The sequence below is a fragment of the Pelotomaculum sp. FP genome (assembly GCF_004369245.1).
Taxonomy (GTDB): Bacteria; Bacillota; Desulfotomaculia; order Desulfotomaculales; family Pelotomaculaceae; genus Pelotomaculum_C; species Pelotomaculum_C schinkii.
Genome location: NZ_QFGB01000005.1, coordinates 55,813 through 68,404 on the forward strand (window position 1 = coordinate 55,813; position 12,592 = coordinate 68,404).

The 12,592-nt window shown below is 50.4% G+C and carries 11 protein-coding genes; 8 read left to right on the forward strand and 3 right to left on the reverse strand.

What is annotated here, in order from left to right; all coding sequences use genetic code 11:
- Positions 1-435: 435 nt before the first annotated feature.
- From Psfp_RS03505 to Psfp_RS03540, 8 genes are all read left to right on the forward strand, one after another.
- On the forward strand, positions 436-2,133 hold the full coding sequence (locus Psfp_RS03505; RefSeq protein ID WP_134217166.1) for a sensor histidine kinase: 1,698 nt from the start codon (positions 436-438) through the stop codon (positions 2,131-2,133).
- A gap of 32 nt (positions 2,134-2,165) precedes the next feature.
- Positions 2,166-3,629: a sigma-54 dependent transcriptional regulator gene (locus Psfp_RS03510; protein WP_134217167.1), complete on the forward strand. Its 1,464-nt coding sequence runs from the start codon at positions 2,166-2,168 to the stop codon at positions 3,627-3,629.
- 234 nt (positions 3,630-3,863) lie between these two features.
- Positions 3,864-4,727 carry a sulfide/dihydroorotate dehydrogenase-like FAD/NAD-binding protein gene (locus Psfp_RS03515; protein ID WP_134217168.1) on the forward strand — a complete coding sequence of 288 codons (864 nt, stop codon included), beginning with the start codon at positions 3,864-3,866 and terminating at the stop codon, positions 4,725-4,727.
- Positions 4,727-6,142 carry an NADPH-dependent glutamate synthase gene (gene gltA / locus Psfp_RS03520; protein WP_134217169.1) on the forward strand — a complete coding sequence of 472 codons (1,416 nt, stop codon included), beginning with the start codon at positions 4,727-4,729 and terminating at the stop codon, positions 6,140-6,142. The genes Psfp_RS03515 and gltA overlap by 1 nt, the downstream gene beginning before the upstream one ends.
- Before the next feature lie 129 nt (positions 6,143-6,271).
- A complete protein-coding gene (locus Psfp_RS03525; protein ID WP_134217170.1) occupies positions 6,272-7,144 on the forward strand; it encodes an FAD binding domain-containing protein in 873 nt (290 codons plus the stop codon).
- Positions 7,145-7,164: 20 nt separating this feature from the next.
- Positions 7,165-7,644 (forward strand): (2Fe-2S)-binding protein, encoded by a 480-nt coding sequence (locus Psfp_RS03530; protein ID WP_134217171.1) that lies wholly within the window; start codon positions 7,165-7,167, stop codon positions 7,642-7,644.
- 13 nt (positions 7,645-7,657) lie between these two features.
- Positions 7,658-9,985, forward strand: a complete 2,328-nt coding sequence (locus Psfp_RS03535; protein WP_134217172.1) for a molybdopterin cofactor-binding domain-containing protein — start codon at positions 7,658-7,660, stop codon at positions 9,983-9,985.
- A gap of 284 nt (positions 9,986-10,269) precedes the next feature.
- Positions 10,270-11,385: an ATP-binding protein gene (locus tag Psfp_RS03540; protein ID WP_134217173.1), complete on the forward strand. Its 1,116-nt coding sequence runs from the start codon at positions 10,270-10,272 to the stop codon at positions 11,383-11,385.
- A 64-nt stretch (positions 11,386-11,449) separates the two neighbouring features.
- On the opposite strand, the gene Psfp_RS03545 is transcribed toward Psfp_RS03540, so the two are convergent.
- From Psfp_RS03545 to Psfp_RS03555, 3 genes are read right to left on the reverse strand one after another with little or no spacing between them, the layout of a single operon-like run.
- Positions 11,450-12,022 (reverse strand): manganese catalase family protein, encoded by a 573-nt coding sequence (locus Psfp_RS03545; protein WP_134217174.1) that lies wholly within the window; start codon positions 12,020-12,022, stop codon positions 11,450-11,452.
- Positions 12,023-12,040: 18 nt separating this feature from the next.
- Positions 12,041-12,298 (reverse strand): spore coat protein CotJB, encoded by a 258-nt coding sequence (locus tag Psfp_RS03550; RefSeq protein WP_134217175.1) that lies wholly within the window; start codon positions 12,296-12,298, stop codon positions 12,041-12,043.
- 15 nt (positions 12,299-12,313) lie between these two features.
- A complete protein-coding gene (locus Psfp_RS03555; protein ID WP_134217176.1) occupies positions 12,314-12,568 on the reverse strand; it encodes a spore coat associated protein CotJA in 255 nt (84 codons plus the stop codon).
- Positions 12,569-12,592: the final 24 nt, after the last annotated feature.

Below are 12,592 nucleotides of genomic sequence, written 5' to 3' on the forward strand. Positions count from 1 at the left end.
CTTCTTATCACTGTTACTTTAGTAGTAAAAATATGATGGTTCCATTGGTTATAAGGTGAATTCAAAGAAGGTCTGTCGACAAACCCGAATAGAACAAAGAAAAAGGGCTTTTGGAAATCCAAAAAAATTGGGCTTCCAGAGCCCTTGTTTTAGCAGTATTACTTTCACATGCCGCTATAGCGGCGCCCACGTATCATGAAAATATGCAGGTGCGATTGAAATCGCACCTGCATCAATTATTTTCATCTTCTGCTGGCGCCGTGTTAGCTTCATGTACGTCTAAGACGGAAGCCATATGAATCAGACTATTTTTAGTTGAATAAAACACTTAAAAGGATTAAAATTTGCTTGAGTAAAATATAAAATTTTTCGACAATATTTTCTTGACGCCCATTTTATCAATCAACAAATTACTGCTTAGAAGGGGGGTAGCATATGGTTTTAGACAGCGAGACCCCGGCTATCAACAAAGATAAAATCCAAACTTCTGCAGAAGTAAAGGACGTTATCAAGGAACCGTCCAGGCCAAATACGAGCATTTGCTGTGATTTGGAGCAGTGCAAGGATGTTATCGAGGAACTGACCAGGCAAAATACACGCATGGCCATAATCCAGCAGATTGCCAAAAGGATTAACATTGAGATGTCCTATGAGGATATCATCGATGAGGTGGCGGAGCCCCTGCGCGGTGTCCTGCCGTACGACCTGCTCAGTTTTTGTTTGATAGAAAATGATAAACTCATCATTAAATCCGGAGTGCCCAAGGGACAAATAATCCTTGATGTCGGGTGGGTTCTGGATAGTGATAACTCGGCGCCCTGGAAGGCCATTACTGACAAACATTGCTTCTTAAGACAGGACATCTGGAACGATACTCATAAATACCAGGAAGACGATGATCTCCGTAAATTAGGGATCAAATCCGCCATAATGGCGCCGCTCCTGGTGAATAATGAGGTTATCGGCGCCCTTAATTTCGGGAGTAAAGAAACCTACGTCTACTCGGAAAATGATTTTATATTTGTCCAGCAGATGGCCGATCAACTGGCGGTCTGTATAAACAATTCGCGCCTTTATGGCGAGGTTTTAAAAAGTAAGAGAGAATGGGAGGAAACCTTCAAGGCGGTTCCTGATAGGCTGTTTCTCATTGACCGCTCTTACAACGTACTTCGTTCCAACAGCCAGGACTTTATGAAAAAAGAAGACGGTGACTTTAAATGTTATAAAGCCTTCACCTGCATCGGAGAGCAGTGCCAGCTTTGCCCTACCGTGGAGGCTTTCCGAATGGGGAAAGCCAGTGTCGGAGAGTTTACCCATACCGTTACCAAAAACATTTATAATATATCCGCCTACCCGGTTTATAACGAAAAAAACGAGCTCTACGGCATGACTGTATACGTTCATGATGTAACTAATAAGAGAAAAATGGAGGCGCAGCTGTTTCAGTCGGCTAAGCTTGCAGCTATAGGTGAAATGGCCGCAGGGGTAGCTCACGAGCTGAATAGTCCCCTTACCGCCATTATCGGTAATACAGGTTTAATTTTAAGGAATGCGTCACTTGGTGACAAGCATATAAAACTGCTGGAGGATATTAAATCCTGCGGGCAGAGGAGCAAGCGCATAATCCAAAATCTCCTTACTTTTTCCAGACAGGACAGCTATTCCTTCGCCCAGGTTTCCATCAATAATATTGTGGAAACCAGTTTATACCTTGTTTCTTATCAAATCGAGAAAAACAAGATAACAATTAAGAAGAACCTTAACCCCCGCATCCCCCCGATTATAGGCAACAAGCAGCAGTTGGAGCAGGTTGTTATCAACTTCTTGCTTAATGCCAGGGATGCTTTAGAGGGTTTGGTTGACGGCAGGATTGAAATCAGCACCGACATGAGAGAGGACGCGGAAGCAGGCTGCACGGTGGTTGAAACACAGGTAGCAGATAATGGAAAGGGAATCCCCGAGAGTATCATCGACCAGATTTTTAACCCCTTTTTTACAACCAAGGAGAAAACCAGGGGCACCGGATTAGGCCTTTCGGTCAGCCTGGGTATTGCCCAAACCCACGGCGGCAGGATTGAGGTTTCCAGCGAGGTTGACAGAGGCAGCGTCTTTTCCTTGATTATTCCGGTGTAACAATATATTCAACGAGATTTGGGGTGACAGCCATGAAGAAGCCGGAGATCCTGGTGATTGATGATGAGATTGAAGTCGGCGCTTTTTTTCATTATTACTTTCAGGAAGAAAAAGGCTACCCGGTGGCGGTGGCTAACTCCGGTTCAGAAGCCAGAGCCTTTCTATCTAAAAAATCCTTTGATCTTGCTCTGGTGGATTTAAAGCTGCCGGATACGGACGGTATTACCTTGCTCAAAGAAATCAAGGATAATAATCCCGGCTCTGTGGTAATCATTATGACCGGGTACAGCACGGTCAAATCCGCTGTAGACGCTATGAAGCTGGGAGCCTTTGATTATATCGACAAGCCTTTTGATGAGCTGGAGGAACTGGACCTACTGCTGGAGCGGGCACTGCAGTCTATTTATAATAAAAAATGGTTTATCAGCGATGAACTGCACAAACTGGCTACTGAATTCGGCATTGTCGTGGCTGCTGACAGCCCTTTAAAGGACCTGTTGCTCCTGGGTAAAAAAGTAGCCACCCGCAAGATTGCTATTTTAATTGAAGGCGAAACCGGGACCGGTAAAGAGGTCCTGGCCAGGTTTATCCATGCCAACAGTCTCCGTTCCGGCAGTCCCTTTATCAGTGTTAACTGCGGGGCGCTTACCGAATCGCTCTTGGAAAGCGAACTTTTCGGACATGAAAAAGGGTCCTTTACCGGGTCCCAGGGAGTCCGGCATGGTATTTTTGAATTAGCAAACAAGGGAACACTTTTTCTTGATGAGATCGGTGAGGCCTCGCCTTCAATCCAGGTGAAATTGCTGCGTGTTTTGGAGAGCGGCGAATTTTACAGAGTTGGCGGTGAAAAACCGCTGAAAACCGATGTAAGGGTGCTGGCTGCCACCAATAAAAACCTGCGGGATGCCGTAAAAGATAAACTTTTTCGGGAGGATCTGCTTTATCGGCTTGATGTAGTCAACTTGCATATTCCGCCTTTACGTGAAAGACGTATGGATATTTTGCCTCTGGTCGACTATTTCATCGAAAAAAACCTGCCGGAAGAAGAGAAGCATTTAACTGTCAGGTTTAATAACGAGGCAAGGAACCTTTTGCAGAACTATTTCTGGCCGGGCAACCTCAGGGAACTGTCAAATGTGGTGGCTCGTTCCCTGGCTCTCAGGGATAGCGACCTGCTTGGACCGGAGTGTCTGCCCGTGCATGTTGTTCTCTACGGGGAGGAGGATTTTCTCGCAGAGCATTTGGGTACGAATACCAACATTGACGAGGCGCTAAGAGACTGGAGCCAGAGGCTTCTCAAGGTAATATTAAGCAAAGGGAGCATAGATTTTCTGGAGCTCGAGAAGAAGCTGGAACAAGAGGCCGCCTGGGTGTCCAGACGGGTTATCGAAGAAACCCTGGTCAAGACCGGCAATAACCGGACTGAAGCTGCAAAAGCGCTTAATATCACTCCCAGGGTTTTGCGTTATCACCGAAATGAAAAGAGCAGAGAGTAAGTTCCTTAACGGCAGCCGGCCGATTTTTCGTCCGGCTGCCGTTTTTTCGTCGCTGATTGATGTGTTGTAGTAATTTAACGAAAAGAATTTTATAAATTAAGACACTTCTCAATAACAGGAAAATGCAGTAATATAAGGCCTCTCACTGGAGAGGTCTTATATTGTGCGAATATTCACAAAACCTGGCATGATCTTTGCACTTAAAAAGCATTAGCAAAGGGGGGTTAATGTTTCATGTACAGGATCGTAAAAAAAGAAGTACTGGCGCCTACACTCAACCTGATTGAAATTCATGCGCCACTGGTAGCCAGAAAAGCATTGGCCGGTCAGTTCGTTATCCTGCGCATCCATGACGAGGGTGAGCGGATTCCCGTAACCATAGCGGATTTTGACCGGGAGAAAGGAACCATTACTTGTGTTTTCCAGGAGGTGGGCAGGACAACCAAAGAACTGGCGACCTTTACAGAAGGGGAATGTCTCAAGGATTTTGTCGGCCCGCTGGGTGTCCCTTCCCACATTGAGAATTACGGCCGGGTTGCCTGTGTCGGCGGTGGAGTGGGCGTAGCGCCCGTTCATCCCATAGCCAGGGCACTTAAAGAAGCCGGTAATGAAGTGATCAGCATTATCGGGGCCCGTAATAAAGACCTCATTTTCTGGGAAGACCGCATGGGAGCCGCATCGAGTGAACTGAGAGTGACCACCGACGATGGTTCTTACTTACGCAAGGGCTTCGTGACCGACTTGCTCAAGGAGCTGATCGAGGAAGAAGGGATAGACTTTTGTCTGGCCATCGGGCCCCTGCCCATGATGCGGGCGGTATGTGACCTGACCAAAAATTACGGGATCAAGACCGTGGTCAGTCTCAACCCCCTGATGGTTGACGGGACGGGTATGTGCGGTTGCTGCCGGGTAACCGTAGGTGGAGAAACCAAATTCGCCTGTGTCGATGGCCCGGAGTTTGACGGCCACCAGGTCGATTTTGCTGAAATGGCCCGCCGTTCCGTGATCTATAAGCACCAGGAAAAAGTTTCCCTGGACCTGTATGAGGAAAAAGGTACCAGGCATCATCATCAGTGCAGATGCGGGGGTGAAGTGTAATGGCTTCAGAAAAAGAAGCAAAAAAAGCTATTGTCCCTAAAAAGAACCCCATGCCGGCTCAGGACCCCGTGATTAGAGCCAAAAACTTTAACGAAGTAGCCTTGGGCTACAGTGAAGAGGCCGTTATAGCCGAGGCGGAGCGTTGCATCCAGTGTAGAAACGCCCCCTGCCGGCAGGGATGCCCGGTTGATATAGACATCCCGGCTTTTATCAAAAAGGTTGCCGAACGGGACTTTGCCGGGGCCGGCCAAAAACTCAAGGAAACCAACGCCCTGCCGGCCGTCTGCGGGCGGGTTTGTCCCCAGGAAAATCAGTGTGAAAAGTACTGCACCCTGGGCAAGAAATATGAGCCCGTGGGCATCGGCCGGATTGAACGGTATGTGGCTGACCGGGAACTGGCCGCCGGGGTAAAGCTTCCGGAAACATCATCTCCTACCGGCAAGAAAGTCGCCATCGTGGGGTCCGGCCCGGCCGGGCTGACCTGCGCCGCCGATCTAGCCAAGCTCGGCCACAAGGTAACCATCTTTGAAGCCCTGCATATCGCGGGCGGGGTACTGATGTACGGCATTCCCGAGTTCCGCCTGCCCAAGTCAGTCGTCCAGGCGGAAATCGACAACCTCAAGAAATTGGGGGTCGATATTCAGGTCAACGCTATTGTCGGCAAGTTTTCCACTATAGATGAACTGATGGAGAGCGGCTATGACGCTGTCTTTCTCGGTACCGGCGCCGGCCTGCCCAACTTTATGCGGATACCCGGCGAAAACGCCTGCGGGGTGTACTCGGCCAATGAATTTCTGACCCGCTCCAACCTGATGCAGGCTTACCGCTTCCCGGAAACGGACACCCCCATCTTTGCCGGTAAAAGGGTGGCCGTATTAGGCGGCGGCAACGTGGCCATGGACGCCGCGCGCACGGCCCTGCGTCTGGGGGCGCAGGAGTCCTGGATCGTCTACCGGCGCTCCAGGGTGGAGCTGCCGGCGCGGTTTGAAGAGGTTGAGCACGCCGAGGAAGAAGGCGTTAAGTTTCAATTCCTTACCAACCCGACCAGGATCCTCTATAACGATGACTACTGGGTAACCGGTATGGAATGCCTGCGCTATGAGTTGGGCGAGCCGGACGCTTCCGGCAGGCGCAGTCCGGTGCCGGTTAAAGGCTCCGAATTTATCCTCAAGGTGGACACGGTGGTGGTGGCTATCGGCACGGGGCCCAACCCGCTGATTTCCAAGACCACGCCCGACCTGGCGGTCAACAGGAGAGGCAATATCACCGCCGACCCGGAATCCGGCGCTACCTCCAAGCCGGGGGTTTACGCCGGCGGCGACGTGGTTACCGGCGCCGCCACGGTCATCCTGGCCATGGGCGCGGGGCGCACCGCGGCCAGATCCATCCATAATTATCTTCTGTCAAGCAAGTGATTCCGATGAAGCCGATTTGTTTGAATTGCTAGTTTAATTCTTCTCTACCGGGGGGTGGTGAAAAAGTTAGCCGGAAACGTGTTCATAAGGCACTGTCCAAACTGAATCTCATTTAAAGGAGGTATTTTCATGCTGCAAGACTACCTAATTCCGAAAACAACAGAGGAGGCCTTGTCTTATTTGCAGGGCGGCAAAGGGCAGGCCAGGGTTATCGCAGGCGGCACCGACCTGCTCCTGGACCTTGCAGACGGCAAAAAAGAAGCCGGGGTGCTGGTCGACATTACCCGGATTGCTGGGTTGAACAAAATCACGGTGGAGAATGGCATGATCCGGATCGGCGCCGCGGTAACCCATAACCAGGCCGCCAAGTCCGAATTGATTCGTGAAAAAGCTTCCGTCCTGGCCCAGGCGGCCAGATCGGTGGGTTCCCTGCAAATCCGCAATTCCGGCACAGTGGTTGGGAATGTGCTGAATGCGCAGCCTGCCGCCGACACGGCGGTAGCCCTGACAGCGCTGGGCGCGGTTGCTGAAATCCTGTCGCCGGCGGCAAAGGAGAACCTGCCGGTGGAAGACCTGTATGCCGGTCTCGGAAAAAGCGCTGTGGACAGCGCCTCCCAACTGGTGACCATGGTTCGATTTCCTGCCTTGTTAAAGAACCAGGGCTCAGCTTTTGAACGCCTGGAACAACGTAAAGCGCTGGCCCTGCCCATGCTCAATGTGGCAGTGGTGGTTTCCCTGTCCGGTGAGCAGTTTGAGTGGGCCCGCATCGTCATGGCTCCGGTCGGGACAAAACCGGTGCGCGCGACCGGGTCGGAAGCAATATTAACAGGCGCCAGGGTAACTTCGGAGATAATTGAAAAGGCGGCCGGTGCGGCTATTGCCCAGGCCAACCCCAGGGACAGCGCGCTCAGAGGTTCACGGGAATACCGCCTGGAGGTCCTGCCGGTTCTGGTCAGACGCGCCCTGGAGTCGGCCGTTGCTCAAGCGAAAGCCAACTCTTAATTATAATAAGGAGGTCAATCATGAGCGTCAAAATGCTGTCTTTTATTCTCAACGGGGAAAAAACTGTAGTGGAAGTCGCGCCTTCCGATATGCTGGTTGACGTTTTGAGGGATAAACTGCTCCTGACCGGAACCAAGAAAGGTTGCGGCAAAGGGGAATGTGGGGCTTGTACGGTGATCATGAACGGGGAGGCTGTCAACTCCTGTATGGTTCCCGCCTTAAAAGCCGAGGGCGCGGTGGTGGAAACCATCGAAGGGATCGGGAGTCCGGATAAATTTCACCCGCTGCAGGAAAGCTTCATGGATCATGGAGCCATACAGTGCGGTTTCTGTACTCCGGGGATGATCATGTCGTCGAAAGCCCTGCTTGATAAGAACCTGACCCCCAGCCGGGAAGATATCAGGGAAGCTGTATCAGGGAATATCTGCCGCTGCACGGGTTACGTCAAAATAGAAACAGCGGTGTCGGCTGCCGCGAAACAAATCAGAGAAAGCCGGTAAAGGAGGCGAAGTAATGAAAAAAAATAATGTCGTAGGCAGAAATGTTCGCAGGCTGGATGCCGCTGAAAAGGCCACCGGAACAGCCACCTTTTCCACCGATTTCTACTTGCCCGGCATGCTGTACGGAAAGGTGCTGCGCAGCCCCTATCCCCATGCCCGGATTATCAGTATTGACACAACTGAAGCTGAAAGATTTCCCGGGGTAAAGGCGGTGGCTACCTATCAAAACACCTCCAGGGAAATTTTCAACACCTCCGCCACAATGACTTTTACCGTGCCGGCGCTTGAACCGGTCCTGGACCAGTATATATTTGACAACATAGTGCGCTACGTGGGTGACGAGGTGGCGGCTGTGGCGGCAGTCAGTGAAAAGGTGGCTGAGGAAGCGCTGAAATTGATTCGGGTAAAGTACGAGGAGCTGCCGACTGTATTTGATCCACTGGAAGCAATGGAGCCGGAAGCGCCCGATATCCACCCTAGCTGCGGCGCCGGTAAAAATATCCCCGGAGAAGTAGTCAAGATCCCTTTTGGCGATGTAGACAAGGGTTTTAAAGAAAGCGATGTAGTATTCGAAGGACGTTTTAAATTGCCTGTTCAGAAGCAAGCCCAGCTGGAAACACAGGCCGCTGTGGCGCAGGTCGGTGTTGACGGAAAAATCACGGTCTGGTCGACTACTCAAACACCGCACCCCTCCCGGATTATCCTGGCCAATGTTTTTGGGGTCCCCGAAAGCAAGGTCAGGGTATTGAACCCGCCTTATGTTGGCGGCGGCTTCGGTGTGCGCATCGGCTTGAGCGCGAAAGCCGAACCTATTGCTGTGGCGCTGGCCAAGCTGGCCGGAAAACCGGTCAAGGTTGTTTATTCCAGGGAAGAGGATTTTATCGCCTCGGATACACGGCATGGAGGATATGTGAGCGTCAAGCTGGGCGCCAAGCAAGACGGGACCTTCCATGCAATGGAGCTGAAGGGAATTTTGAATACCGGCGCTTACTGCAGCTTTGGATGTGAAACGCCGGGCGTGCTGGGAGCGATGGGGTTGGCTGTTTACCGCGTCCCCAACCAGTCCTATTATGGCCACAGCGTTTATACAAATACCACCCCCGCGGGAGCCATGCGCGGGTTCGGCAATCCCCAGGCTATGTTTGCCATTGAGTCGGCGGTGGATATGCTCGCCGAAAAACTGGAAATGGATCCATTGGAGCTGCGCTTGAAAAATATTATGCAGGTTGGCGACCCCTGGTGTTTGCCTTATCCCTGCCAATCAACCGGTTTGGCTGAGTGTATTGAAAAAGGAGCGTTAAGCATTGGTTGGGAAAAACGGAGCAATCTGAACCAGCCAGGCGCCAAGAAACTTAAGGGTATCGGCGCCGGAGTAGGAACCCACGTGAGCAACGCCTGGCCGTTTTGCGTGGACTATGATAACGCTTATGTCACTGTGCAGCAGGACGGGTCCATTCATTTAGCCGCCGGCGTTCCCGATATCGGCACCGGGACCAGTACCACCCTGCCGCAATTAGCCGCCGAAACGCTCGGCGTAGGACTCGGTGAAGTAAGCCTGACTTTTGCCGATACCGCAACCACACCCTTTGACATCGGCAGCCACGCCAGCAGGACCTGTTACGCTGCTGGAACCGCTGTAGTGGCGGCGGCTAATGACGCGCGCAGACAGATCCTCGAATATGCCGGTGATTTCTTAAATGTCCCGCCTGAAAGACTGGATATCAAGGATTCCGTTATCTATATCGCCGGCCGGGAACTGGGCGGGCAGTGCGCTGGAACCGGCGTATGTCAAACCGGTGAAAATAGAAATAGTGTGAGCCTGCGGGAGTTGGCTTACCACGCGCACCTGCGCAACAAACAGTTTATCGGGGTGGGCCGGATTGTTCCGGGGAACGCCCCGCCGTGGCACGCCCATTTTGCTGAGGTCGAAGTGGACACGGAAACCGGCCAGGTCAAGGTATTAAAGATTGCCGCGGCTCATGACGTGGGCAAGGCGGTCAACCCCCTTATCGTGGAAGGGCAAATCGAGGGTGGTGTACTGATGGGCGTGGGTTACGCCACCAGCGAGGAAATCCTCTATGACGCTAAAGGAAAACAGCTGCACAACAGCCTGCATAAATACATGCTGCCCACAGCGGAGGATGCGCCTGAAATAGACGCCATTGTGGTAGAAGCCAGCGACCCGACGGGCCCTTACGGCGCCAAGGGTGTGGGTGAGACAGGTTTGGTGCCGACTGCGGGGGCTATTGCCAATGCGGTTTATAACGCCACAGGGATTCGCTTTTACGAGATACCTCTGACCGAAGAAAAGGTTTACAAGGCTTTAAAACAGCGGATTTAATCCTGGCGGGTAGAAATATATAAAAGAGCTATCAATAAAATCAAGGCCAATCCTAATTTGGGATTGGCCTTGATTGTTTTAATAATACCTATATTTTTAGCTTTTCCAAGCCGCCTCTAATTTGGGGTGGATGAAAGGAAATAATTTTCGTAGAATGAAGCTTTGATTTGGGACGTAGCGGACTTTTTATGAATAGTTCCATAGGTTTACATAGCCGGCTTATAATATTACATAATACGTGATATAATATTACCATTATTGTAATATTAATTGGGGGGGCTTAGATGCATTTTCCGCTGGGGGGGCCGGTGCCCGAAGAAGATATCGTAGGCAGAGATGACTTTATTACATCTCTTGAAACTAGATTGGCGGAAGGTCAAAGCATAATGCTCGCTGGACCCCGTAGGATTGGTAAAACTTCTCTTGCCTTTGAAGTATTGCGCCGGCTGAAGAAAAAGGGGTTCTATGTGGCTTCTGTGGATTTTTTTCGTACATCCAGCAGAAGAAGCATAGCTGAATCAATTATAAATAGTTGTCTTGAAAACAGAACTGGAATAAGAAAAACGTTAAATGCTGTTTGGGATCGAGCGAAGCTGTTGGCCGGTTCTGCAAAAATAGCAGTCAAGATAGAGGATTTAGAACTTAATATTGGTTTTCCAAAGAAGGAAATGGACGATGAAACAATTCTGGAATTCGCTTTCAATCTACCGGAACTTCTTGCTGAGAGAGATGATAAGCGGATGGTGATGGTTTTTGATGAGTTCCAGGACGCCGGGCAAATCGGCGGGTTAGATATATACAAGGTTATGCGTTCTTATTTTCAGCACCAAAAGAAAGTATCATACCTTTTTCTTGGCTCAAAAGAAAGTATGATGCAATCTCTTTTTGCAGGAAAGAAGCACGCTTTTTATCGCTTTGCCGCGGTACTTCCCATCCCGCAAATACCGGAAGAAGCTTGGATGAGCTATATTACCCGTAAATTTTATGAAAGAAGTATTGACGTAAACAGCGATTATGTTTTAACAGAAATTGTCCAATTGGCAGGGGGGCACCCACAGGATACTATGCTAATATGTACAGAGGCTTATTATACATTACTGGAAGCCAATGAGAAGAAATTGTCAAGCGAAATAGTAAGAATTGCTTATGAGCGAGCCTTAATTACTCTGACTCCAGTTTTTGACGAAATATTGGATGATGTTGGTAAGAGGTCTCGAGTAAGGGAGGTTCTTCGACGCCTTGCTCTAGGGGAGGTAATTTACAAGGAAAAGAACAATCCAAACGATATAAAAAGAGCGATTGATATCCTTTCAAGGAGTGCGATCATTGAAAAAGAAGGCCGTGGTAAATACAGGTTTGTTGAACCCATGTTAAAAGAATATATACTAAGAAATTATTAACGGCGTAGATAACAAGGTTAAAAAAAATAACGCCGCGAAGAAATTGATGCGGCGTTTAATGTCTTTAATAAAACTTCTTTGATTCCAGGCATGCCTGTACGTCGTTTAAGCATTCCCCGAACCGCTGGAAGTGAACCACTTCTCTTTCTCTTAAGAAACGAAGCGTGTCTTTTATGCCGGGATCGTCGGTGAGCTGGATCAGGTGCTCGTAGGTGGTCCTGGCTTTTTGTTCTGCCGCCATGTCTTCATGCAGGTCGGTAACCGGGTCCCCGGTGGCCTGGACGTAAGCGGCCGTCCAGGGGACGCCGGCGGCGTCGGCCGGATAAACGGCACGGTCGTGTTCGGCAAAATGCGCCCCTAAGCCGGCCTCCCTGAGCTGCTTGGCCGGCACGCCCTTGACCAGCTTGTAGATCATGGTGGCTATGATCTCCCAGTGGGCCAGTTCCTCAGTGCCGATATCGGTCAAAAGCCCTTTGGCCATATTGGTAGGCATGGAGTAGCGCTGGGTTAGATACCTGACCCCGGCGGAAAGTTCACTGTCCGGCCCGCCGTACTGGGCCATCAGGAACTTGGCCATACCGATGTCGTTTTTAAATACGCGGACAGGGTATTCCAGTTTCTTTTCATACATCCACATAGCTTTTTAGTCCTTTCTTTAGGCGTATTCAATTTCCCACGGCCATGGCCCCTCGATCCATTGCCAGGGGCATTTAACCAGAGTCGGGCTTAAAAGTGTCAGGGGCCCATAAATTTCTTCATACCGCTTGATAGCCGGCAGGAGTTTATCGCGTACGGCGGCGTAGTCCCTGAGCGCCGCGCGATCCTGCGGGTGCGTGTCCAGGAATAAATTCAGCTCAATCAAAACAAATTCAAGTTCCTGGATTTCCCTAAGTAGGGCCAATCTTTCGTCCATCTTTCTCTCTCCTCGTTAATAAGGATAAGGTCTATAGAGGTCTGGAAAAAGAGTGCCTTTTTCCAATGCCTCGGCCGGAGTAAATGTTCGCCCATATTTTTGCCAGATCACATAGGCCTGGGCCAGGCGGGCGGTCGGATACAAACCTTCAGCCTGCAGGTCTTCGGCTGTTTGGCTTTTGACTTCAAACGGCGCTTCAGTTTTTTTATCGTTGCCCTTGACAGCGGGAACCGGGCCGGCGGGCGGCTCTTGCGGGTTTTGCGGCAGCATGAAATGACCTCCTTTATTGGCATG